The sequence below is a fragment of the Bacteroidota bacterium genome, assembly GCA_008933805.1.
Taxonomy (GTDB): Bacteria; Bacteroidota; Bacteroidia; order UBA8524; family UBA8524; genus SB11.
The window spans coordinates 230,332-256,240 of the sequence record WBUH01000003.1; the positions used below are offsets into that span (position 1 = coordinate 230,332).

Here is a 25,909-nt window from a genome sequence, read left to right on the forward strand (position 1 = left end):
AAAAAAGATGAATTGCTGTTTGTGTTACACCAGCATAAATCTTGTGTTCACTGCCACTTTAAAAGTAGTCCCTACACCTTCAGTACTATGAATGTCGATGCCACCCAAATGCTTTTCAGCAAATTCTTTACACATCAATAAGCCAAGTCCTGAGCCGGCTTCGTTATTTGTTCCGTTGGTTGTAAAGCGGTTTTCCCAGTTAAACAGTTTCTTTTGTCGCTCCTCACTCATACCCACACCTGTGTCTTTCACACTAAGCACCCAACCGTGCGCGGTATCATCCAAAGAAATTGAAACACTTCCTTGTGCCGTAAACTTAACAGCGTTGGTTATCAAATTGCGGATAATGAACTTCAGCATATTTGCATCGGCCAGCACCACTACCGCATCTTCTTTACCTACTTTATTAATAAGCTCCAGTTTCTTTTCTGTCGCAACGGGGTTTATACGGGTATATTCACTATCAATAATTTCACTCACCTTCACCATGCCTAAATCCAGCTTATCACCTTTGGTTTGTGATATACCCCAGTCAATCAGGTTATTCAGTAAATCCACCGTATGCGAAACGTGTTCACCCAACTTGCCTGATAGTTCTTTAAAATCATCGGCAGTTATCATTTCGCTATCCATCATATCAATCATGGATTTAACTGACACTAAGGGGTTGCGTACATCATGGCTGATAATAGCCAGAAACTTATTTTGTAAACTGTTCAGCTTGCTCAATCGCTGGTTTTTCAAACGCAGCTCAAGCATATTTATCACCTGTTTACCCAATGTTTTCAATGCAAATTTTTGGTCTTCGGTAAGTTCACGGGGTTGCGAGTCAAGCACACACAATGTACCTATTTTGAAACCGCTTCTGGTTACCAGCGGCATCCCTGCATAAAACCTCACATTGGGATTATTAATCACATAGGGATTATCAAAAAAACGTTCATCTTCGATGGCATTAGGTACCACCATCAATTCATCGTTCAATATGGCATGGGCACAAAATGCAACATCCCGGTTGGTTTCAGGGTCGTCAATACCAATCCTTGCTTTAAACCATTGTCGTTGCGAATCAATTAAGGATACCAACGACATGGGGGTATTGCAAATTGCAGATGCCAGTTTTACCACATCATCATAATCTTGCTCTTCGGGAGAATCGAGTATCTGAAGATTTTTAAGTTCGTTCAAGCGTTCCGCCTCGTTCTCAGGGATTGGTGCAACTATCATATTAAGCGTTTCCTAAAACTTTATCCCAATTTTATAAAATCAACGCAAATAAAAGCAATTTGTTTGAAGATACCCTGTTAGGATGTTAAACCTATGAGCATACTACAAACAAAAGCCTCTGTTTTTTATTACTTTTGCACCAAACTCAATGTAAAGAGATGCCAAATTTTAGCGAACACCCCGAGATTCAACGAAGCAATAAGCAAGACCTTTTCACTGCACCTGATTTTTATGAAATTGATGACTTGCTTACCGAAGAGCATAAACTAATACGAAACACTGCCCGTGATTGGGTGAAGCGCGAAATAAGCCCCATTATTGAAGATTGTGCCCAACGCAATATTTTCCCCAACCACATTGTAAAAGGTATGGGAGAAATTGGTGCATTTGGTCCGCAACTGCCTGCCGAATACGGTTGTGGCGGTTTGGATTATATCGCATACGGTTTGTTGATGCAAGAAATTGAACGTGGCGATAGCGGTATGCGCAGTACTGCATCAGTGCAAGGTTCATTGGTAATGTACCCCATTTATAAATTCGGTACTGAAGAGCACCGTCGTAAATACCTTCCTAAACTTGCCACCGGCGAAATGATGGGCTGCTTTGGCCTTACTGAGCCTAACCACGGTAGTAACCCCGGCGGTATGGAAACCAATATTAAAGATATGGGCGACCATTACTTGCTAAACGGTGCCAAAATGTGGATTAGCAATGCCCCATTTGCTGATGTAGCTGTAGTGTGGGCTAAAAACGAAGCCGGAAAAATACGCGGTATTATAGTAGAACGCGGTATGGAAGGCTTTACCACACCTGAAACCCACAACAAATGGTCGTTGCGCGCAAGCGCCACCGGTGAGTTGGTGTTTGACAACGTTAAAGTACCAAAAGAAAATATATTCCCAGAAGTTGAAGGTTTGCGAGGCCCGCTAACCTGCCTAAACAGTGCCCGCTATGGTATTAGCTGGGGTGCTGTGGGTGCTGCTATGGATTGCTACGATACTGCCGTTCGTTATTCAAAAGAGCGTGTGCAGTTTGGCAAACCCATCGGTGGTTTCCAATTGCAACAAAAGAAACTGGCCGAAATGCTTACCGAAATCACCAAAGCACAGTTGCTATGCTGGCGTTTAGGTAATTTAATGAATGAAGGTAAAGCTACGGCTGCCCAAATATCGCTTGCTAAACGCAACAACGTAGATATGGCCTTGCAAATAGCCCGCGAAGCTCGCCAAATGCTTGGCGGTATGGGTATTACCGGTGAATATCCTATTATGCGCCACATGGCTAACCTTGAATCGGTTATTACCTACGAGGGTACACACGATATACATTTGCTTATATTAGGTAACGAGATTACCGGCATACAGGCGTTTAAATAAACCACTATTGCATAAAAGAACGGGCATACTTGTATTTTTTATTGTAGCATGGCAATGCTGCTTTGCTTACAGAGATATGCCCGTACTTACCCACTTGGGTAAAAACGACCAAAAAGACACCTTCGGGTTTAATTTGGTTACTTCAGTACCCCAACTGGTGTACGGACTGCTGCAAAAAAAGCAGGTAACCCTTTGGGATTCTCCCGCAAAAAACATCAACATCAGTTTTGATGCCCTGCAAAGTATTGAGAAAAACAGCAATACGCAGTTTACCAATGCTAACGATTTGTTTTTGTACGAGATATGGAGCAGTAACCGCAAACGCACCAAGTTTGAGATTATAGGCTTTTCATTCATCAACAAAAACGAAAAGGGAGAACCTGTTTCATACGGCTTTGTGGATATGGAAGAAATGGCAACTTTGCTAAAAGATAGCATTATTGCCTCTAATGCCAATGGCGGTAACAATACCACTTTTTACACCGCTTTGTATAGCCGCAACTATCACTTTAACGTGGTGCAATTTGGCACCAACACCTTTAAAGATAACCTGATAAAAGCCTTACAGATAAAGGATAAGGCGTTTAACAAAAAGAAGAAGATTGTTGGCAAAACAGCTCTACCTGCTCAAAAACTGGTGGTGTACGAGATTGTAAAATCAGCCCGCAGCGAGTATTTCTACAAAACCATCAATAACTTTTTAAACGATAACCCCGAGTTTTTCTTTAACAACGGCGGTACTCGCATTTTTAATCACCTGAACCACGATTTCAATTTTTCAGTAAGTAATATCGAAGTTACCGAAGTATGGGAAAAAACAGGCTCAACAACACAAAGCAGCTCATTGCACGTGGTACTTTATTTCAATGCTTTTGCATTGCCGCCTATACCCATACAACGATTTACTGATTACCGGTTGAAAGTTGATTTTCAAGACCTGAAAACCATACTCGCTACTAAGAGTTTTGATTACTTGTTGAAAAAAATTAACACGCAGGATATACCCCCCGCACAATCGGGCAAGTATATTAGAGCACTGGAAAATTACTTCTGGACACAGATAACCGAATACGTTAAATACGACTAATACGATGAACGAAAAAATTAAGTTTGGAACCGACGGCTGGCGCGCCATTATTGCCAAAGAATACACCTTGGATAATGTTGCCCGTGTAGCTGAAGCTACCGCCCTTTGGCTTACCAAAAACTACCCCGGTGCCAGCGCCGTTGTAGGCCATGATTGCCGCTTTGCAGGCGAAATGTTTGCTGAAGCCACCGCAGTAATACTTGCACAAAAAGGTATAAAAGTATATTTGGCTAAAGAGTTTGTGAGCACCCCGATGATATCGTTGGGTACTAACAGCCGCAAAGCCTCAGCTGGTATTATCATCACAGCCAGCCACAACCCGCCCAGCTACAACGGATATAAGATAAAAGCAGGCTACGGCGGCCCTGCTACCCCCGCCATGATTGATGAGGTAGAAAGCCTGATACCCGATGCAATGCCCGTACCCAATGAAACCGTTGCAGATTATATTGCAAAAGGGTTGATTGAGTATATTGATTTGGAAGCTGAGTACATTGCCCACGTTGAGAAGAACTTTGATTTGGATTTGATTCGCAACTCAGGTATTGAGATTGCTTACGATGCAATGTACGGTGCCGGCCAAAACGTAATGCGTCGCTTGTTTCCGGATGCTACTTTCCTACACTGCGATAACAACCCCGGTTTTGACGGCCAAGCCCCTGAACCGATTGATAAAAACCTTACCGAGTTAAGCGAAACCATTAAAGCGGCGGGTGATATTGATTTTGGACTTGCTACCGATGGCGATGCTGACCGCATTGGCTTGTATAACGCCAAAGGTAAGTTTATCGACTCGCACCATATCATCCTGTTGCTGATTAACTATTTGGTGAAACACAAAAATTTAGGCGGCAAAGTAGCCGTTAGTTTCAGTTGCACTGATAAGATTAAAGACCTTTGCAAAAATCTTGGGTTAGAAGCTATTATCACCAAAATAGGCTTTAAATACATTTGCGAATACATGGTTGAAGACGATGTATTGGTGGGTGGAGAAGAAAGCGGCGGTATAGCCATTAAAGGCCACATACCTGAGCGCGACGGCCTATGGATGGGCTTTACCTTGCTTGAATACATGGCAAAAACAGGCAAAAGCCTTGATGAGTTGATTGAAGAAGTGTACGCCATTGTAGGTCCTTTTGCAATGGAGCGCATCGACCACCACATTAGCGAAGAGCAAAAGCAAAAAGTGCTTACCAACTGCAAAGAAGGTAACTACAACGCCTTTGGTTCAATTGCTATTGAGAGCGTTGAAGACATTGACGGTTGGAAATTCCACTTAGGCAATGGTGAATGGACAATGATACGTGCCAGCGGTACCGAACCTGTGTTGCGCACCTACTGCCAAGCTCCTTCATCAAAAAGGGCATTTGATATATTAAACGCCCTTGCTACTGAAATTTTGAAGTAATTACTATACCCATTAATATAAAAAGCCCGCCTTGCTTTGCAAGGCGGGCTTTTTGTTTAAGAGACATTATTCTCATTTAAATGCTAACTGGCGGGTATCTTCTTCTACCACCTTTTCAAAAAACTTCTTAAATTCATTGTATTCCGCTACAGGCACTATATCAGCCAAAATACGTACAGTGCGCTTAGCAACAATTTTATTACCCACTACTTTATAAGTAACGGTATACTCTGCCGCATTGCATTTTAGGTGCACATTAGCCGGTAATTCAGCTAGTTTTGTTCCTTCAGGAAGGGTTAGCGATATTGTCTCTTCTGAAACATTGTATTGCAGGTATCCCCAAACTCTGATAGGGTATTTCCTTTCTTCGCTAGACAAGAATGCTATCGACGAAAACTTAGTAGACCATGGAAAACTAAAAATGTTAAGCCCGGTAATTTGAGTAACTGTATTACCGATAGTGTAATTGTAATCATAAACAATAGAATCACTTATAGCTTCCAAATCATTAAACTTATACGTGTTCAACTTAATGCTTGAGTTATCCCCGGTTAGGTTTTGCAACAGTTTCTTACGTCGTTCGGTTTCAGGTATATCAGCATATTGATGACGCACGTCGCTGGCCCAATCACCATATTTTGTGGTTTTTGTGTTTATCGTCATCTCTTTGCCGCTAAACTGGGCATCGGTAACACGAATAATATTGTCAGGAATTGCTGTAGGAGGCGCTAAATAAAAAGGCTCTTGGCTGGTTCCTTCTAACTCATCGTATATTTTTAACGCATACGAGTTTTTAAGTACAGTAGGATGAGATGTAAAACCATTCTTATCAGAAGTTAATTCAACAAAATATTCCTTACCGTCAACCGTAACATTACCAATACAGTGATTAAAATCAATTGAAGGCAGTAAAAGGTCTTTTTGACCATTGTCGCGAGTATTAATCAATACCAAACGAACGCTATCAATACCTGCTTCGCGGCAAAGAGCTACAAATAATGTAGAAACGTCTTTACAATCGCCCACACGTGTATTGATAACTTTGGATGCCTTTTGAGGAATTAAACCACTTTGACGGAACGATACTAAGCTGTAACGAATGTTCTTAACAATGTAATCATGAATAAGCATCACCTTCTCAAGTTTGCTAAGGTTTTCTTTGCCTTTAAACAATTCTTGCGCGGTTTCTTTTACCTCAAAGTCTGATTTTGCCTTTGTTTTAGCCAAATCAGAGTACCAGTTTGATATAAACTTCCAATCAGGGAATGATGAGATAAACAACACCTCACCGTAATCCACCAAGTCAGTCATGTACGACTCACTCTTAATCGCCGGGATATCCCTCTTTTCCCATTGGTACATGGTATATCCGTCCATCACAGTTTTATTTGAAGTTAAATCTCCTGAGAATAGCTCTTTAGACTTAACTACTGTGTCTGACTCTGGTTTAACAAAGTTTTTAATAGGCGCGAACCCTTTGTTTGAAAACTTGTGCCTGAACTTAATACTTGTGTCAATTAACAACGAGTACGATGAGTATTTAACAGGGTAAAACAGCTCAAAATAGTGTTTATCGGTAAAGTGTGGGGCAAGCTTACCGGTTTGGTAGTTCTCAATCTTGTAAGTAATGTGGATACCATCACCTGCCTCAAGGTTGGTAAACACTACACTATTACCATCACTTTCAGCCTCCAATTTGGTTCCGTTTGCCTTAAGAACTTCAACCTTCTCAATGGTTACATCCTGTGTTGAATAATAAGGTACACGATACTCTTTCCATACATCTATACCAGCCTTATTAAGTACTTTCACAACCAAAATGTGCTTTTCTTCAGAAACCCCATCACCATATACAACACGCTGCACAGCATTTACCAAAATAGCACTGTTATCATCTGGATAGTCTGTTGCGCTGCCGCCTTCATTAAATGCTTTGTACACATCTATCTCAGGGAAGTTTTTAAACACATCGGCCTCTTGTCCGTCAAGCTCCCTTGTTTTTGTACGAGCACCAAAGTTTGTAGGGCTCAACTCAATAGCCCTTACATAATTTGTTTTTGCCGCGATATGGTCTTTCTTCTCAGCATAGCATTTGCCCCTTAATTCCCAATACCTGCTTATGGTTGGTGCTATCCTTACCATGTTATTCAGCAAATCTATTGCGCCGTTATAATTTTGAATTTGCATATATATATCGGCCAACTCATAGTGCAAGCCAACCCCAATAGGGTTATCGGCTACAAGTTGTCTGTATATATCCAACCCTTCATACACATTACCGCTTGAAAAATGTATTTGTGCTATTTGCTTTAAAATACTGATGTTGTAGTATTTTTTAGTGTACTTTTTAAGCACCTTAATAGCCCCGCCGTTGTTGTTTTTAGATTTTTCAATCAGTGCTTTATACAATACAAAAAGGTAATTATCAGGATAACGGTCATAGGCCATTTCAATAACACCTATCAACTCCTCGTTTTTCTCTTGGGCACCATACAGGTTCATTTTCTTTTCATACACCATCTCGGCATTGCTGCCAACAACTGCCTCAATACTCTTTAGTAAAGAGTCGGCTTTGGTATAGTTCTTATTCTCCACTGCCTCGTCATAAAGCATATCCAACGAAACAATGTTGTCTTTATCGTTCTCCTTCAGCCATTCAATAGCCTTTGCAATTGCTGTTCTATTGCCCTCACTCTGATAAACACTTATCAGTTTAAGCACCACATAACTGCTTTTAGGAGCCATTTCCTGAGCACGGGTAAGCACCTTGCGGGCTTGGTAGCGCATATCACGGTCGCTGTATGCCCTAGCTAATAAAATAAGGTTTACAAACGATGGATCTTGCTCAACTTTCTTTTCAAAAAATTCGAAGTATGAAGGATTGATTGCCTTAAATTCAACAGGAGATTTATCATACTCCTTATCATCCCTATCCGCAAATGTTAATCCCTGTATGTTCTCACCGTTTTCGTCGGTAATACGCATTAAAAAGTTCGAATTATCAGCCTCACTTTCTCCCACTTGAACTAATACACGGTTGTAACCCTTCTTAAGCGTAGTTTCAACCCAATAGCTGTCAAAATCATTATTGCGCTCCTCAGCTTCACTCAAAATCAATTGATCGTTCAACCACACTTTGATTGAGCCGGAAACACCAAAACGTAAGTGTACTTTTTGCTCAGTAGGAGAGTTTACAAAGTTTTGTGAGTATATAACCGAGTTTCCTGCATAAAAGTAATACTCAAGGTCAACCCAGCGGTCTAAACGTACATCATACAGCGTAAACCAGTTAACCTTTGCGCCTAACTTGTTTTTGAATTGAGTACTAACCTTGGGATTCTTAATAGGCTCGTAGTCTTTATCAAAACCACTGGCCGAAATATTTTCAAAAGAACCCACACACATCCATTTGGTAATTGAACCTATTTGTTCAAACTCTTTTTTGGCATCACTAAACTCCCCTTGAGACTCAAAGTGGTCTCCCAGTGTTGAGTGCAAACGTGCTTTTAAGTTTCCGGGTAGTTTTGGGTCTTTTAACAGGCTTTTTAAAAACTTAAGCCTCTTTTTATCCTTTACCCCTCCGCCATTGGCAACTGCCGAGGTATTCCAGAGTACATCCATATAAGGATATGGGTTGGCGGATATTTTGTAAAAGTTTTGAAAACTTTCTAATGCGTAATCGGCATAACCTTCATCGTGGTAAACAAAACAAAGACCAAGATGTGCCTCTTCAGCAGTGCTTGCATCGCGGGTGGCTTCCAAAAACAACTCAAGAGCCTTAGCACTGTTGTTGTTGTAAAAACTTTGCCAACCTTCATCAATCTTAGATTTTTGGGCCGTAACGCTTAGGGCAATCAGCAACCCTAAAAAGAATAGCGAAAATTTACGCATGTAACTATATAATTGGTTTAAACGCGAATATAAAAACAGATACGTATTCTTTTTGGTATAAAAAGAATTATTCGATGAAGTTGCAACATCAATTTAAATAACATTCGTTTAATAAAGTGTATGTTAAACTAGTTTAAGATTACCGTTATAAAACGGTATTTGCTTTAGGTGTAACCACCCATTTTTGACATGAAATATATTTCAATAACCTGTAAATCATTATATTATAAAAATTTCGATTTTAAATAACGAATAAAAACTTAGCAACTTTAAGTTTAATTTTTATACTTTAGTGGGCGGAAAAACTTATAACTTAATATTTAAAATTATGGCATTTAACGGCACTGAAGGATCTTTTATCACGCTAACCGCTGGCGCAGCTATGACAGAAACTTTCCGCAACACTTTTTTAGGTAATGGCAGAACAAGAAAAGCGGTTTTTTTTGGTAAAGACAAACTACTAGACATTTTGAACCAAACTGATTGCGTTGGTATCCGTTGCTATTTCGGAGGAGTGGTTACAACTGTTGACCCTAAATCGAGCGTGATTGATTTTTCGCTTGTTTTGGTTGGTGCAACCGCAAATGAAAACGACATGCTTGGCGAAATGGACAAAATCTTGGACGACGGTGTTCCCTGCCCTGCACAATGTGGTGTGTCTAACGCATTAAACCCATCAACTTTAGCAAACCTTTAATTAATTAAGTTCTTGGGATTCTATTCTATTTTTGCATATGTAACAACGCTGTCGGTAATTATCCCGACTTTATTAGCATTTTTTAAACTCAAAAGCCTTGACACCAGCTTAAGGCTTTTGAGCTTATATTTAATCATTACTACAGTTAAAGAACTGGTTTGCGTTTACTACTCATACAACCAGTGGTACAATATCCATATTTACAACCCCTTAAGAATTGTTGAGTTTTTTATTATGCCTTTGATTTATTATAAGGCATTTACAAACAAAAAATTCAAGAACATAACTAAATACGCTATTGTACTAATTACAAGCGTTTATCTCGTAAATCTTTTATTCATACAAGGCCTAAACAAATTCAACACCTACACCATTATTGTTGGCCGTATTTCGCTCATTATTATCACTCTTTTATACTTTTTTGAGCTGTTACAAAAAGTAGAGACTACCAGTTTGTACCGAGAACCCATGCTATGGATTAGTACAGGCTTGCTCTTTTATTCAGTGGGTTCATTTCTTATACATGGATTATACGATTTACACTCTAACTTCCCTGCTGATTTAAGTAAGAAAATTTGGGCCATAAACTCTATATTGAATTTATTTTTAAACCTCATTTATAGTATCGCTTTCTTGTGCAAACCCCAGAGTCAGAAATAATAGTAACCATTATAGCCGGTACCATACTGCTTTTGCTGTTGGTATCCTTTATCGTGTTATTTTTATTCCTTCACCAACGACGGGCTTTTAACCATAAACGCCAAGTACAAAAACTACAAGAAGAGTTTAGCCAAGCACAAATAGAGTTGCAAGAGCAAGTACTGGGCAGCGTATCGGCAGAAATTCATGACAACTTAGGCCAAATGCTGTCGGTAATAAAGCTTAACCTATCAAAGCTTAGCCGCATGGTTAAAGGTCAGGAGGAAGAAGAACTTATTGGCTTGGTACGAACTCAGGTATCGGGCGTAATCAGCGATATGCGCAGCATATCAAAAACCCTTTCGCAAGATTTTATTTCGGATTTTGGGCTGTATGAAGCGCTGAGACTCGAAATGGACAGGGTGCAGAACACCGGATTTCTGAAAACTGAATTAACCACTGAGGGCGAACCTGAGAAGTTTAACCCTAAAATGGAAATTGTACTCTTTAGGATTACCCAAGAACTTATTAATAATACTATTAAACACGCCGAAGCAACCACACTTACCGTAAATTTAAACTATAGTACAGACGTATTGGTGATGACGGTGACTGATGACGGCAAGGGATTTGACCCATCGGCAGTAACACAAAGGGCCGCAGGCGATTCGGGCAATGGGTTAAAGAATATGCAGAACAGGGTGAAAATTATCGGCGGATTATTAACTTTGGAGAGTTCTGGAGATACCGGCACAAGGGTAAAAATTGAAATAAACACACAAAAAAGCCCTATTGTGCAACCTAAATAAACAAATAGTACCTAACCTATATGGCCATAAAAATTGCTTTGGTTGACGACCATACCTTGTTCCGTAGGGCGTTGGCCGGTTTAATAGAATCTGACGACAAATACGAAATACTTTTTGAGGCCGAAAGCGGCAACCAACTTTTTGATTTGATTGACGAAAAGGGAGAACCCGATATTGTGCTTTTGGATGTGAATATGCCCGGACAAGACGGCTATACAGTTGCCGGAAAGTTGCGCAAAAACAACCCAACGGTGCGTATTATAGCAGTAACTATGAATGATGATGAGCCTGCTATCATCAAAATGATTAAACTGGGTGCAAGGGGCTATGTACTTAAAGACTCAGAACCTGAGGAATTGCTTACGGCCTTAGAAGATGTGCACACTAAAGGTTATTATTACTCTGATTATGTTTCAAAAACAATGGCTAACTCAATTAACTACCACACCAAGTGGGACAAAGAGGCCAGCACCATTGAAAAACTTACCCAGCGTGAAATAAACTTCTTAGAACTTGTTTGCCACGATTACTCATACAAGGATATTGCCGAGCGTATGAACGTGAGCGTGCGTACTGTAGATGGTTACCGCGACTCTCTATTCCAAAAAATAAACGTTCGTACCCGTGTTGGGTTGGTAATCTTTGCCATTAAAAACGGCATTGTAAAAATTGTATAACACGCACTATTAGCAGCCTTCCTACTTCTCTTTACCCCGTAAAGAGTACATTTACTTTTCACTAAACAATGGTATTAAAGCGATAGTTAGCTGCCACTTGGCACATAAATAGCTATGCACTTGACACCCGCGATTAATCCCCCTACTTTTGAGCCATGCTCCCCGATTCAGAAAATGCCCTTTTTGATATAGCCTTTGATGTTGTAAACAATACTGCCTGTAACCTTTTTTTAACCGGAAAAGCGGGAACAGGTAAAACCACTTTTCTTAAATACGTACAACAACATACGCGCAAACAAACTGTAACTACGGCACCCACGGGAGTTGCAGCTATTAATGCGGGCGGAGTTACGCTGCATTCATTTTTTCAATTACCGTTCATCCCCTATATCTCCGAAGGTTTCTTTAACAACGGAGCAACTACCAACCGCCACGATTTACTTAGTAAAATCCGTTTTAACAGCGATAAAATAGGTCTGCTCAAAGACCTTGAACTGCTGATTATTGACGAAGTGAGTATGCTGCGGGCGGATATGCTGGATGCTATTGACGATATTTTGCGTCACTATCGCCAAAACCGTAGCACCCCGTTTGGCGGTGTGCAAGTGTTATTAATAGGTGATTTGTTTCAGCTTCCACCCGTGGTGAGTGATAGCGAGTGGCCTTTATTACGCAACGAATACGAAAGTCCCTTCTTTTTTAGCGCAAAGGTGATACGTGATAACCCTCCGCTGTTTATTGAACTGAAAAAGATATACCGCCAAAACGAGGAACGTTTTATCAACCTGCTGAATAATATACGAAACAACGAGGTTGAAGAGTGGGACTTACAATTGCTGGAAGAACACTACCAGCCCGAAATGCAGGATGCTTCGGAAAATACAATTACCCTTTGCACCCACAACTATAAAGCCGACCAAATAAACCAGCAACAGCTTAACCAATTAGACGGAGAACTGTACACGTTTACTGCCGATGTGAAAGGAGATTTTTCAGACAAGGCCTACCCTACTGAGGAAAAACTGACGCTAAAAGTTGGGGCACAGGTAATGTTTATTAAAAACGATGTTGAAAAACGCTATTTCAACGGAAAACTGGCTACAGTTAAAGCAATCAGCGATGGCAAAATAACCCTTGAACTGGAAGGCAGCGGCACCGAGTTACAACTTGAAAAAGAGAAGTGGCAAAACATCCGCTACAAAGTAAACAACGATACCAACCGAATTGAAGAAGAAGAAATAGGCAGTTTCACACAATACCCCGTTAGGCTGGCGTGGGCCATCACCATTCACAAAAGTCAGGGGCTAACCTTTGACAGGGCTGTGATTGATGCAGGCCAGTCGTTTGCCGCAGGGCAAGTATATGTGGCACTAAGCCGTTGTCGCACACTTGACGGCGTTACCCTGCTATCGCGCATTAGCGGGCAAAGTATAAAAAGCGACGAACGCATTATACAGTTTGCCACCCAAGAAAACAGCATGGACGAGGTATTACGTGTGCTGGAGCAAGAAAAGCCTGCCTATGCCGCCCAAGTGCTTATCAATACCTTTAGCTGGGATAAACTGCTTAGCCGCTTAAATGCGTTTTACGAAATCACCCGTGCAAAAAACCTTCCTGAAAAAGAAAAACTTCACGTGCTGGTGCGCGGTATGGTTGAAAAAGCAGCCGAACAAAACGAGGTAGCGGGCAAGTTTATGGCACAGCTAAAATACATTTTCCATAACAAGCCTATTGACGAAACCTTGCTAAACGAGCGCGTTACCAAAGCCAAACAGTACTTTGCCAACACTCTTAACAATGATATTGTGAGTGTGATTACCGAAATACACTCGCTACTGAAATTGAAACCTAAGGTAAAACAATACTTAGGCGATTTGGCTGAGCTGGAGAAACTGGTATGGGCCAAAATACGCGATATTGAAAAAATAACTTTCGGCGATATGCACTTTGAAGTGCCTACTCTGCAAGCACCCGTTGAAAAAATCACCGTAGAAAAAGGTAAAAAGGCTGAGAAGGGCGAAAGCAACCGCATCACACTTGGATTATACAAAGAAGGGAAAACAGTCTCAGAAATTGCCGCAGAACGCAGCATGGCCGAAAGCACCATCGAAGGCCATTTGGCCGAATACATAAGCACGGGCGAGGTGAATATTCTTGATTTTATGAGCAGTGAATTGCTTGACCAGCTTACCCGCTTGATTAATGAATTGGGTGGCGACCAAGCAAAACCCATTAAAGAAGAATTAGGAGATTCGGTTTCGTACGGGCAAATACGCATGGCCGTTAACTACCTTAAAGCAAAACATATTGCAGCCGGATAAATCCATTCTCAATACATTTGCAGTTACAACTGCAAACTATGGATAATACAATTTTTGAACAGGTAGATGGCTACATTGGCCAACTACTTGCCCCTGAAGACTCTGCTTTAAAAAACACCCTGCAATCATTAGCCAGTAATAATATTGACAACGCCAGCATTTCGCCCGTGCAAGGCAAACTGTTGCAAGTATTGGCCAAAATGTGCAATGCTAAAAACATTTTAGAGCTGGGCACATTGGGTGGTTATAGCACCATTTGGCTGGCAAGATCGGTCTCTCAAAACGGGAAAGTAGTCTCAATTGAGTACAGCGAAGAACACGCCCTCATCGCCCAAAACAACATTAAAAACGCAGGACTTGAAAACACGGTTGAAATTCGTGTGGGCAATGCCTTGGATATTCTTCCTCAAATTGCCGCTGAACAGCGTGCCCCTTTTGATATGATTTTTATTGATGCCGACAAACCTCCTTATGTTGAGTACTTTGAATGGGCATTAAAACTGGCTAGACCCGGTACCATAATAGTTGCCGATAATATTATACGCAATGCCAAAGTACTTGATGCAAACAGCACCGATGAGAAAGTAAAAGGCGTACAGCGGTTTAATACATGGCTTAGCAACTGCACCCAAGTTACAGCCACCATATTGCAAACCGTTGGAGCAAAGGAATACGATGGGATGGCTATTGCTGTGGTTAACCATTAATTGCCGTTAATAGATATTTTTCAATCATTCATCCGATAAAAAATTTTCTATGCCGTTTTGCTTTTCAGTAAAAAATCTTTCAAACCCTTAACTATCAAAGGATGTGACAGAAAATGAGTCTCTTTTCTCACCCCTTTTGAAAATATTTTTTTGGTTTTGCACATAAGATTGGCATTCAATTTGAAATATATCATGCAACGGTTCGATGGGATATCGCCCCGTTAAACTATTAAGCAACAATCAGCTTAGTAATTGGTTTATAGGTTAGTTTCCCCGTTACAACCATGTGACGGGGTTTTTTCGTTATAGGGACATATTAAACTAATTGTTACCTATTATGACAAAGCTCTATTCTTTATCTGCATTACTTTTCGCCTTAGTAATTGGCACAATACATGGCGTAGCCCAACCTGTTGTTTCGGCCACAATAGAAGCAAATAATGTAAAAGCCCAAGCTAATACAGCAGGCTTACTATTTAATAATATAGGTTTAGGCAGTGGGGCATTTATAGCCCCAAAAGGTCCCGGCGGCCCATCATCAATATACGCTTCAACGCTTTGGATAGGCGGGCTTGATAACGGCGGCAACCTACACATGGCTGCGCAAACTTATCGCCAAGCGGGAAACGATTTCCACAGCGGGCCTATTGACCAACTAGCAGGAACACCCGTGAATTCGGTAGCTTTTGATTCTTTATGGCGCATTACAAAAGCCGATTATCTTTCTGCCCGTCAAGGGGTTTGGACAGACAACTTGCGTAGATGGCCTGTATCATACACTACTGCTAATGGCACTTACAAACTAGCTCCTTTTCACGATGCCAATAACGATGGCAAAATGGATGTTAGCGGTGGTTTAGAATACCCCATCTTCCCCGGTGATGAAGCACTCTTTTTTGTATATAATGATAAAACCCTTCACGGAGAAACAAGCGGCAGCCAATTAGGTGTTGAAGTAGCCGGTTTTATGTATCAACTAAAAAGCGCCACTAACGAGTATTTAAACAATACCGTGTTTGTTGATTACTACATCACCAACAAAAGTTCAAACGCATACTATGATGTGCTTGCGGGTATTTGGACAGATTTTGACTTGGGTAATTATGCTGATGACCGCATCGGATCCGATTCTGCACGCAATATGTATTATGCCTACAACGGCGACGATAACGACGAAGGAGTAATAGGTTACGGTACTACTCCTGCTGCAATGTGTGTGATGTTTATTAACCAACCTATGTATGCTACAATGGGATACGGTAGCGACTTTAGTGTAATTGGCAACCCTATGTTGGCCGAACAGTACTACGGCTACACACGCGGTATTTGGAAAGACGGCAGCCCGCTTACTTACGGAGGCAACGGCTACAACACAGGCTCACGCACCCGTTATACGCTTAGTGGAAACCCTTGTGCTAATACCGGTTGGACTGAACAAAATTCAGGAGTTGGAGCCGGAGACAGGCGTATGCTTGGCTCGGTAAACTTAGATACCCTGTTGCCCGGAGGCGTTAAAAAAATATCACTAGCCTACTTATGGAGTAGAGCTGCTACGGGCGGAGCAAAAGGAAGTCTTTGCAAAATGTTTGACCAAGCCGATAGCCTTATCAACTGGACAAATAACAACCCTCCCCTTTCAGTAAAAAATCCCGCTACTGAAACTGTTAAAATTTATCCCAACCCTGCAACAAGCGCAGTAACCATCGAAACCGAGGAAGAAAATATTAAGGTTTCACTGTTTGATATTAGTGGTCGTGAGGTGTTATTATCCACCCAAAAAACAATAGATATTTCAGGCTTAACAAAAGGTATTTATGTGGTACGCGGTACTGCAGGTACTACCTATATCAGCCAAAAAATACTGGTCCAGTAAATTTTTCATTTCTTATTGGTTTCTTTAAAACCTGCTCTACGGGGCAGGTTTTTTATTTTTGTATTTAATCCCCTGTTTCACAGGCAACATTTTACCTGTTTTGTTGTATCTTGTAGAAAATTACCCTGGGGAAAAGAGCTCATGACCGAAGAGGAGTTGATAAAAGGATGCATACGGGAAGACCGCACTTGTCAGCAAAAGTTATATAAAACTTATGCAGGCAAGATGTTGGTGGTGTGCCTTCGGTATTGCAGGAGCAGGCAGGAAGCAGAGGATATTTTGCAAGACGGTTTTATACGGGTATTTGACAACATAAAAAAATTCTCTTTCAACGGTTCGTTTGAAGGATGGGTGAGAAGGATAATGATTAACTGCGCGTTGCGCAACTATCGCAAAAGCAGTTATCAAAAAGAGCAGATTGGAATAGCCGATGATTACGATATACCTGAAGACACAGGAGTATATGATAAGTTATCGGAAAAGGAGTTGATGGTGATGATAAACGACTTACCCGAAGGGTATAAAATGGTTTTTAACCTTTATGCCATTGAGGGATATAGTCACAAAGAAATTGCTGATACGCTGGGCATAAACGAAGGGACGTCGCGCTCGCAATTAAATAAGGCACGTAAGCAATTGCAAAAAAAATTATACGATACAAAAGGCTTTAAGGAACCTGCTGAACAAGCAGATAAAATTTTGACAGAATGAGTATGGAGACTAATAAGATTGATGAACTGTTCAGGAGTAAGTTGGGCGATTATTCGTTAGACGCACCTGACCATGTTTGGAAGAGTATTGATGCAAAACGTACACCGCTGCACAAAGCGATAAACTACTTTAAACGTAGAAAAGCCGCTGTGGTCGGTGCATTCTTGCTAATTGCAGGCATTAGTGCTGCAGCATTTATTGGGTTTGGCCCCACTGCTGATACACAGCAAACGGCTGTAGTTACTTCGCAATCAACAACCACAACCCCTGTGGCCAATAGCGAAACAAGCGGCAGCAATGCAGCAGTAGCTACTACTCCATCCGCTACTTCTGCTGAAAACCTTGCAAACACTAACACGCCTGCCACAAACAGTACTACTGTTTATACAACACCAAACCGCACAAATACCAACGATGGAGGTAATACCCGCAACGGTGGCAACAACGGCGGCGGTACCGATGCAACTTCTCACACGGTAACACCCGCTACAAACCCAACACAATCAACTTCTTCAACAGATAATAATACAACCCCTATAGTTACAACTTCTACTACTACAATAACTGATAACAGTACTCCGGCACTTACGAATGAAGAAAAAGAAGTAGTTGTTGCCGATGCACAACCTGTTTCTGAGCCGGTAGCAACCGCTAATAACGAAACCGAAGGCACCGAAGCTACTGATGCGGCTGAAAAAGCTAACAAACAAGCTATTGAGCCTCAAAAACAACGTTGTAACAGCCTAACCGCTGATTTGTATGCAGGAATAGGTTTTGCAGGCCGCAGCTTAAACGCAAACGGTATTGGTGCAGGATATTTTGCAGCTAAAAAACAAGCTGAAAGCTACACCCCTTCGTTCACTGTAGGCGCAAGGTTTAACTTAGACCTTAATAAATCAAAAACATTGAAGTTGCGCGTAGGCTTGCAATACACCCGTGTAGGTGAAAAATTGAACTACAACGCTGAACAAACCTATACCCGCACTCAAGTTTATATCGGTGATATTATCGACCCTGTAACCGGACAAGTAATTGGCCACACCGACCCTGAATACAGGCAAGTTACTGAAACCCGCAGGGTTGCTGTAAGTGCTAATAACTCGTACACCTTTATTGATGTACCCGTTCAGTTAGAGTACAGTTTCTTCAGAACTGAAAAATACAGCCTGTTTGCTACAGGTGGTGCCAGTGCAAACCTTCGCTTCTCACAACGCGGCAGCCAATTAAATACTGACTTAAGCGGTGCCCACGAGATACGCAGCAACAACCCTTACAAGCCAACAACAGGCCTAAGCCTATTGGCAGGTATCGGTGGCGAATATAAATTCAGCCCCATATCTAAATTCTCGTTGCTTGCCGAAGGAACTTACAGCCACGGTCTAACCAACGTAATGCAAAGCAATGCAGGTATGCGTCAAAGCTTCCGCACATTTAATGTAAGTGTTGGCCTTCGCTACCGTTTCTAACAAAAAAATACGTACTTAGCCCCTATGCTAAAACAAGCGGCATTAAGTATATTGGCTCTTGCCTCGCTAACTAAGTTGGCGGGGCAATCCTATTTTACAACACTATCTTCCAATAACCTCAATGCTACCGTCAATGCAAACGGTATCTTGTTTAATCGGGGGCTTGAGGCTCCAAAAGGCTCAGGTACAAAATCCATAAGCATCTCGCAGTTTTGGATTGGAGGGAAAAGCAACGGTAACCTGCACATTGCAGCCCGTTTAAACGATAGCCTTAAAAACGATTTCTGGCCAGGTCCTATTGATACTGTTAATGGCAATGCAGGCGACAGTACTTTTTGGAATTCGATTTACAAAGTAAGTGCGGCTGAAATTGCTACGCACAAAACCGACTATAATAAAAACGGGTACATAATGCCCGATGGTATTAAGCACTGGCCGGGCAGCAACCCTACTCAACAACCTTTTAAGCAGGTATTGGCAAAGTTTGTTGATTACAACGCTAACCGTATTTATGAACCCGAAATGGGCGAGTACCCTTTTATAAAGGGCGACGAAGCTGCATATTTTATTGTAAACGATAAAGCCAATACACATTTTGCTAGCGGCGGTATGCCTATGGGTGTTGAAGTACAAGGTTTGGCCTATGTGTATGCCAATAATCCGGCATTAGCCAACACTGTTTTTTTAGAATTAACTTTTATTAACCGCTCTACTAATAATTACGATTCGGTATTTGCAGGTGTTTGGACTGATTTTGAACTGGGTGCTAAAGGGGATGAGTATATTAGTTCTTTGCCCTCAAAAAACGCCTTTTTTGGTTATAACAGTGATACTTCGGATGCGCTTTACGGAACGTACCCACCGGTGCAAGGAGTACTGTTTTTAAACCGCCCCTTGCAATACACGATTGAAATTGATGCTGACGGCGGAGTAGCCAACCGCGGTTTACCACAAAGCCCGCAAGAGTTTTATAATTACCTGCACCGCAAATGGAGAAATAATATCCAGCTTACTGAAGGTGCCAACGGATTTATGAGCAGTGCTACCCCTGCCGATTTTATTTACAACGGCGACCCTTGTAACCAAGGTAATCCCGGCTGGACTGAGGTAGGCTCTGCACAAGCACCGGGCAAACGCAGCATGATGGGAAGCATTGGTCCTGTGCAATTGCCTTCAAATGGCTTTTTAAGGCTTGAATTAGCCTATGTATGGGAGCGCGGTACTAACGGGCCGCTTGAAAGTATTTGCAAGCTTAATAACACGTTGGATGCGGTAAAAGCTTATTACAATAAATTTATCAGCAGTGTGGATGTTGCCCAACCCTTACAATTTGGAGTGTACCCAAACCCTGCGGCAGATTATGTAGAGGTGAAGTTGCCCGAAAATGTTGATTTACCTGCCTTAGTACAGGTGTTTGATGTGCAAGGTAAGTTGCTACATACCGCAACCGTTAACGAAACCAACCAAGTTATCAATACCCAACAGTTGCCAGCGGGAATGTACACCCTCCAACTCACCACCCAAAACCAATCAGGTTACGCAAAGCTGATGATTGCAAGATGATTTAGATGTTTATAATGTTTAGTGTGCATGACCAACAAGACGTTGATGTGATTTAGCACTACGCCAAAATTTGTTGTGTTTGTACTATGTAAATTTTTTACCTAAGATTTTAACTGTTAGATGATTATAAATTTTAAACAAAAAGTTCTCAAAAAGGTTAGGTTGATACATTGTTGGCAAATGAAGTTACTACTTTTGATTACGCCCATAAATCAGCATCTTTTCATTATTTCTAAACATTGAGTAATTTCTAATATCTATCGGGAAATTATAAGCTGGATTTGAAGCTTTCTCGAGTAATATACGTTTCAAACTTTCTTCTAATTTATCATCAGTTAGTTTGTCTGATCTCTCAATAAGTTTAATTAAAATAACACGTCTTTGCTCTAGTGTAGCATCTGAGCAAGGAGTATTTGTACTTCCGATATGTTTACCAAAGTTGAGACCATAAATAGGCATGCGTTTGCTTGAATTTAGATTACTGCTTACCAAGTTTATTAGTGTCTCCACCCTATCTCCAGCACGAGTTTGCTCACCAATTAATTGCCCCTCTGACGAGGCCGTACCTATACAAACAATTCCCAAAGCATTCTCTAGCTCCGCATTATCATGATATTGCCTTATGACTTTACCAATATCAACAACGTCATCACCTCTAACAATTTCTGTTATACTCCCACATCTCCAACGAAACTGTTCTGACAAAAGATCTATTTGAACGTTAAGAAGCACTTCACCATTTGAGGCAACATCAACTCCAGTATAAACGGTATAGGGATAATCTCCTATTGTCTTTGTTCTCTTTGAACAATCAACACAGTGCTCAAAATCCTTTTCAAGTTTAGTCAATCGATGTTCATAATCTTTGATGAATTGAATATATAATAGAACTAATCCTGCAATAATAGCAACAACAACTCCACCAATAATGATTTCCCAAATATATTTCCTCATACTCATTAAATAGATTTTAAAAATGGTGATAAATCTTGTTCAAGGCTAGAGCTAAAACACCATATTTTCTGCCTAAAAAATGATACAAACGAAAAAAGCCACCCTTTTCAGAATGGCTTCTATAGTTAGTATTGTAACTTAAATTACTATTCAAGTGCGGCAATAACACCTACGATTTCTGAAATCTCGTTGGTAATAGCCGCTTGGTGTGCTTGGTTGTAGCTAAGTTTCAACAATTTTAGCAGTTCACCTGCGTTTTCAGTTGCCTTATCCATAGCCACCATACGTGCGCCGTGTTCAAATGCAAATGAGTTAAACAACGTGCGTTACACTGTCTGAACTAAGATTTTTAGAATTGGATAGCTATTAATCAACCTAATAATCTACATCGACAATGCAGTTGCCCCTGCAGGTTTTTTGTTCAGTTAATTTACCATCAACAAATATTTTCACAGTAATAGTTCGCAATCCAATACTGTTGATTATATCGTCATTTTGTGCCATTAAGTACCCAAACCCCTTGCCTGTGGAATCAGTATAATAACGAAAACTCTTTTCCCAATTGCCCTTCACGTTTTCCACTTCTTCAAAATCATAGGTGTCTGGGTTAAAGTACCTGATGTCTACATCCTCGCTGTCGCTCTCCAGCCGGTAGGTGATAGTTTCATTTAATACATCATCCGATCCGCTGCAGGCTGCAAAAAAGATAATCAGTACCAGCAAGTAAAGGTTTTTCATTTCTGAAAACCAGCAAATTATGTTCCATAAAAGCTTATTAATAAGGGTTTTCGACAAAAATGAGTACTTGCCAAGGCAAGTGATACTGTTACTGCAAGAACTTCATTCGATAGCATGAAAGTATAGATATCACGCATATTTTGAGCGTTCTATCATTTATAAGAAAAAAGCCATTCCGAAATCGGAATGGCTTCTATAGTTAATAGGGTAACTTAAATTACTATTCAAGTGCGGCAGCACCACCCACGATTTCTGAAATCTCGTTGGTAATAGCCGCTTGGCGTGCTTGGTTGTAGGTAAGTTTCAACGATTTCAGCAGTTCACCTGCGTTTTCAGTTGCCTTATCCATAGCCACCATACGTGCGCCGTGTTCAGATGCAAACGAGTCAAGCAAAGCACGGTACAACTTAGTTTTCAACGCACGGGGTATCAAATCGTTTAAGATTTCAACCTTACCGGGTTCAAAAATGTAGTTTACATTGCTATCGTTGCCTTGCATTTCTTCCATATCCACAGGCAGGTATTGCTCATCTTGCAATATTTGTGTAGCCGCATTTTTAAATTGGTTGTACACCAAATCCACACGGTCGTATTGGCCGCTCAAAAAAGCTTCAAATACATAGTTACCGGCTTCAAATGCTGTATCAGCGTTCAGATTTTGGAACAACTCACGGAAACGGTTATCCACCTTGTATCCCATTTTGCCAAAAAACTCAGAACCCTTTTTACCAATACACAACAGCGTAATGTTTTCTTTACCCAAGTGAGCGTACTTGTTTTCAAGCAAGCTGCGGGTTTTCTTAATCACGTTGCTGTTAAAAGCGCCACACAATCCCCTGTCAGAAGTTAACACCACCAACATCAGCTTTTTGGTTTCGCGCTGGTCAAAATACTTTGCCAAGCTCTCATCCTCAACACTTCCGGCAAGGTTAGCCAGCATACCAAACAGTTTGTTGGCGTAGGGGCGCATTTGCATAATGCCGCCTTGAGCCTTGCGCAGTTTAGTAGCTGATACCAATTTCATTGCCTTGGTAATCTGCTGTGTACTGATGGTGGAACTAATCCGTATGCGTATTTCTTTAAGATTCGCCATTTGTTTGAATCTTCTTAATTAATTATGCTTTGTACTTGGCCGTAAGTTCTGCGGCAACCTTCTCAAGTACAGCGGTTATATCATCGTCAATTTTACCTTTGGCCAATAGGTCAAGTGTATCCCTGTGTTTAGCATCAAGGTAAGAAATGAATTCAGCTTCAAACTCTTTTACCTTGTTCACAGGCACGTTACGCAACAAGCCTTTAGTACCCAAGTAAATAACAGCAACTTGGTGCTCAACGCGCACAGGTTGGTATTGTCCTTGTTTCAAAACTTCCACGTTACGAGAACCTTTGTCAAGTACCGATTTAGTAGCCGCATCAAGGTCAGAACCGAATTTTGCAAACGCTTCCAACTCGCGGTACTGTGCTTGGTCAAGCTTCAACGTACCCGCAACTTTCTTCATTGATTTAATCTGAGCGTTACCACCCACACGTGATACCGAAATACCTACGTTGATAGCAGGACGCACACCTGAGTTAAACAAGTTCGACTCAAGGAATATCTGACCATCAGTAATAGAGATTACGTTGGTTGGGATATAAGCAGATACGTCACCCGCTTGTGTTTCAATGATGGGAAGTGCAGTAAGTGAACCGCCGCCTTTTACCAATCCTTTGATTGACTCTGGCAAATCGTTCATTTTTTGTGCAATCTCATCAGATGCGTTCACCTTAGCAGCACGCTCAAGCAAGCGGCTGTGTAGATAAAACACGTCACCGGGATATGCTTCACGGCCTGGTGGACGACGAAGTAGCAATGACACTTCACGGTAAGCTACCGCTTGTTTAGAAAGGTCATCATAAATAATCAAAGCAGGTTTACCCCTGTCCCTGAAGAACTCACCAATAGCACAACCGGCCATTGGAGCGTACATTTGCAAAGGAGCTGGATCAGATGCTGAAGCCGAAACTACTACGGTATAATCCATAGCGCCTTTAGCTTTCAGCGTATTTACCACCTGTGCAACGGTAGAAGCTTTCTGTCCGATAGCTACGTACACGCAAAATACAGGCTGGCCTTTATCGTAAAACTCTTTTTGGTTAATAATGGTATCGATAGCAATAGCCGTTTTACCGGTTTGGCGGTCACCAATAATCAACTCACGCTGACCACGTCCGATAGGAATCATCGCATCAATCGCTTTAATACCGGTTTGCAAAGGCTCTTGTACAGGCTCGCGGAAGATTACCCCGGGTGCTTTACGCTCCAAAGGCATCTCATACAAATCACCTGAAAGGGGTCCCATACCGTCGATAGGTTCGCCAAGTGTGTTAATTACACGACCCAACATGCTATCACCTACTTTAATAGAGGCAATACGGTTCAAACGTTTTACAGTATCGCCTTCTTTCACCTTGTCAGATCCACCCAACAATACCGCACCCACGTTATCTTGTTCAAGGTTAAGGGCTATACCCTGCAAGCCACCGTCAAATTCAATAAGTTCGCCATATTGAACTTTGCTTAGGCCGTATATAATGGCAATACCGTCGCCCACCTGTAACACGGTACCAACTTCTTCAAGCTGGGCTTCGGTTTTCAGGTTTGAAAGCTGCTCCCTTATGATGGCTGAAACCTCATCGGGCCTTATTCCTGTTACTGACATATTAAATTATTGTCGATTTAGTTTTGATGAATTAATTCTTTTTTCAAACGGTTAAGTTTCTTCGCGATACTTGAGTCGTACAAGCTATCCTCGATACGTATTACAAGACCGCCTATTATATCAGGGTTCACAACTGCTTTCAGGTCAACCCTTCCATTTGTTTCCTTTTCAATAAATTCTTTCACAGCTGCCTGCATACCTGCATTAAGTACAGTTGCACTGGTAACCGTGGCCGATTGTATACCGTTGTGCACGTTGTATTGGCGTAAAAACTCTTCGGCCATCAGGGGCAATAACATTTCCCTGCGTCTTGAAGTTACTTTATCAATAAACAACATGGTTAGTTTATTGAAAGTGTTGCCAAAAACGGCGTTCATTACGGCAGCTTTTTTATCGCTTTTAATGATGGGGCTTTTAAGCACATTTAACAAAGCAGGGTTTTCTTTTACCACAATTTGCAAGTTGCGCATATCGTAGTTCACCTGCTCAAGCAGGCCCTTCTCTTGTGCCAATTCCATCAGCGATTTGGCATACCTTGCTGCTATTCTGATTTCAGACATTAGTTTAAAGTAGCGTTTTGCAGGTAATCTTTCACCAATTGCTCCTGCTCAGCAGGATTTTCAAATTTCTTTTTCAGGATTTTCTCAGCCATCTCAATAGAAAGAGCAGCAACCAATTCTTTAATCTCAGCTTTGGCAGCTTCTTTTTCTTTGTTTATGCTATCCTGTGCGCTTTCAATCAAACGCTTGCCTTCGATATCAGCTTTTTGTTTAGCTTGTGCTACAAGCGTATCGCTGATTTCTTTGGCTTCTTTCAAAATTTTATCGCGCTCTGCACGGGCTTCGTTCAGCAGTTTTTCGTTATCTGCTTTCAAAAGCTCCATTTCTTTGCGGGCATTTTCAGCCATCTGCAATGAGCCTTCAATTTTATCTTCCCTATCTTTCAGGCTCTGCAATATGGGCCTCCAAGCAAATTTGCGCAATACAAAGAATACGATTGCGAAAACCACTAAGGTCCAAAAAAATAATCCAAGCGCCGGGGTTAATAATTCCATACGGTTTTT

The 25,909-nt window shown here is 41.3% G+C and carries 20 protein-coding genes and 1 pseudogene; 12 read left to right on the forward strand and 9 right to left on the reverse strand.

Translation table 11 applies throughout. The features are described from left to right. Positions 1-24: 24 nt before the first annotated feature. Positions 25-1,227, reverse strand: coding sequence for a GAF domain-containing sensor histidine kinase (locus F9K23_04940; GenBank protein KAB2917731.1), 1,203 nt, complete (start codon positions 1,225-1,227; stop codon positions 25-27). A gap of 158 nt (positions 1,228-1,385) precedes the next feature. Here F9K23_04940 and F9K23_04945 point away from each other — a divergent pair, with 158 nt between their 5' ends. The 3 genes from F9K23_04945 (at position 1,386) to F9K23_04955 (ending at position 5,098) form a co-directional block, all read left to right on the forward strand. Further along, complete coding sequence (locus F9K23_04945) at positions 1,386-2,603, forward strand: acyl-CoA dehydrogenase (protein ID KAB2917732.1); 1,218 nt, start codon at positions 1,386-1,388, stop codon at positions 2,601-2,603. A gap of 76 nt (positions 2,604-2,679) precedes the next feature. Further along, on the forward strand, positions 2,680-3,690 hold the full coding sequence (locus F9K23_04950; GenBank protein ID KAB2917733.1) for a hypothetical protein: 1,011 nt from the start codon (positions 2,680-2,682) through the stop codon (positions 3,688-3,690). Positions 3,691-3,694: 4 nt separating this feature from the next. Further along, positions 3,695-5,098, forward strand: coding sequence for a phosphoglucomutase/phosphomannomutase family protein (locus F9K23_04955; GenBank protein ID KAB2917734.1), 1,404 nt, complete (start codon positions 3,695-3,697; stop codon positions 5,096-5,098). A gap of 72 nt (positions 5,099-5,170) precedes the next feature. Here F9K23_04955 and F9K23_04960 read toward each other — a convergent pair whose 3' ends face one another. Then, positions 5,171-8,989 (reverse strand): DUF3857 domain-containing protein, encoded by a 3,819-nt coding sequence (locus tag F9K23_04960; GenBank protein ID KAB2917735.1) that lies wholly within the window; start codon positions 8,987-8,989, stop codon positions 5,171-5,173. A gap of 328 nt (positions 8,990-9,317) precedes the next feature. On the opposite strand from F9K23_04960, the gene F9K23_04965 reads away from it, so the two are divergent. From F9K23_04965 to F9K23_05005, 9 genes are all read left to right on the forward strand, one after another. Next, positions 9,318-9,686 carry a hypothetical protein gene (locus F9K23_04965; protein KAB2917736.1) on the forward strand — a complete coding sequence of 123 codons (369 nt, stop codon included), beginning with the start codon at positions 9,318-9,320 and terminating at the stop codon, positions 9,684-9,686. A 635-nt stretch (positions 9,687-10,321) separates the two neighbouring features. Further along, positions 10,322-11,134, forward strand: coding sequence for a sensor histidine kinase (locus F9K23_04970; GenBank protein KAB2917737.1), 813 nt, complete (start codon positions 10,322-10,324; stop codon positions 11,132-11,134). 20 nt (positions 11,135-11,154) lie between these two features. After that, entirely contained in the window at positions 11,155-11,811 is a 657-nt protein-coding gene (locus F9K23_04975) for a response regulator transcription factor (protein KAB2917738.1), read from the forward strand. A gap of 155 nt (positions 11,812-11,966) precedes the next feature. Continuing rightward, complete coding sequence (locus F9K23_04980) at positions 11,967-14,132, forward strand: AAA family ATPase (protein ID KAB2917739.1); 2,166 nt, start codon at positions 11,967-11,969, stop codon at positions 14,130-14,132. Positions 14,133-14,170: 38 nt separating this feature from the next. After that, positions 14,171-14,839 carry an O-methyltransferase gene (locus F9K23_04985; protein KAB2917740.1) on the forward strand — a complete coding sequence of 223 codons (669 nt, stop codon included), beginning with the start codon at positions 14,171-14,173 and terminating at the stop codon, positions 14,837-14,839. Positions 14,840-15,176: 337 nt separating this feature from the next. Then, positions 15,177-16,712 (forward strand): T9SS type A sorting domain-containing protein, encoded by a 1,536-nt coding sequence (locus F9K23_04990; protein KAB2917741.1) that lies wholly within the window; start codon positions 15,177-15,179, stop codon positions 16,710-16,712. A 141-nt stretch (positions 16,713-16,853) separates the two neighbouring features. After that, a complete protein-coding gene (locus F9K23_04995) occupies positions 16,854-17,423 on the forward strand; it encodes an RNA polymerase sigma factor (protein KAB2917742.1) in 570 nt (189 codons plus the stop codon). Beyond that, entirely contained in the window at positions 17,420-18,889 is a 1,470-nt protein-coding gene (locus F9K23_05000) for a PorT family protein (GenBank protein KAB2917743.1), read from the forward strand. The genes F9K23_04995 and F9K23_05000 overlap by 4 nt, the downstream gene beginning before the upstream one ends. A 24-nt stretch (positions 18,890-18,913) precedes the next feature. Then, on the forward strand, positions 18,914-20,452 hold the full coding sequence (locus F9K23_05005) for a T9SS type A sorting domain-containing protein (protein ID KAB2917744.1): 1,539 nt from the start codon (positions 18,914-18,916) through the stop codon (positions 20,450-20,452). Between the two features lie 189 nt (positions 20,453-20,641). On the opposite strand, the gene F9K23_05010 is transcribed toward F9K23_05005, so the two are convergent. From F9K23_05010 to F9K23_05040, 7 genes and pseudogenes are all read right to left on the reverse strand, one after another. Further along, positions 20,642-21,406: a hypothetical protein gene (locus F9K23_05010; protein KAB2917745.1), complete on the reverse strand. Its 765-nt coding sequence runs from the start codon at positions 21,404-21,406 to the stop codon at positions 20,642-20,644. A 146-nt stretch (positions 21,407-21,552) separates the two neighbouring features. After that, positions 21,553-21,789, reverse strand: a pseudogene (locus F9K23_05015) (F0F1 ATP synthase subunit gamma). Beyond that, entirely contained in the window at positions 21,782-22,144 is a 363-nt protein-coding gene (locus F9K23_05020) for a hypothetical protein (GenBank protein KAB2917746.1), read from the reverse strand. Before F9K23_05020 ends, F9K23_05015 begins: the two are co-directional and overlap by 8 nt. Before the next feature lie 220 nt (positions 22,145-22,364). Beyond that, positions 22,365-23,237 carry an ATP synthase F1 subunit gamma gene (gene atpG, locus F9K23_05025; GenBank protein ID KAB2917747.1) on the reverse strand — a complete coding sequence of 291 codons (873 nt, stop codon included), beginning with the start codon at positions 23,235-23,237 and terminating at the stop codon, positions 22,365-22,367. 22 nt (positions 23,238-23,259) lie between these two features. Next, complete coding sequence (locus F9K23_05030) at positions 23,260-24,846, reverse strand: F0F1 ATP synthase subunit alpha (protein KAB2917748.1); 1,587 nt, start codon at positions 24,844-24,846, stop codon at positions 23,260-23,262. Positions 24,847-24,863: 17 nt separating this feature from the next. Further along, the gene (atpH, locus tag F9K23_05035) at positions 24,864-25,406 is read right to left on the reverse strand and encodes an ATP synthase F1 subunit delta (GenBank protein KAB2917749.1); all 543 of its coding nucleotides are present in this window, start codon (positions 25,404-25,406) and stop codon (positions 24,864-24,866) included. After that, on the reverse strand, positions 25,406-25,900 hold the full coding sequence (locus F9K23_05040; protein KAB2917750.1) for a F0F1 ATP synthase subunit B: 495 nt from the start codon (positions 25,898-25,900) through the stop codon (positions 25,406-25,408). Before F9K23_05040 ends, atpH begins: the two co-directional genes overlap by 1 nt. Between the last annotated feature and the right edge of the window lie 9 nt (positions 25,901-25,909).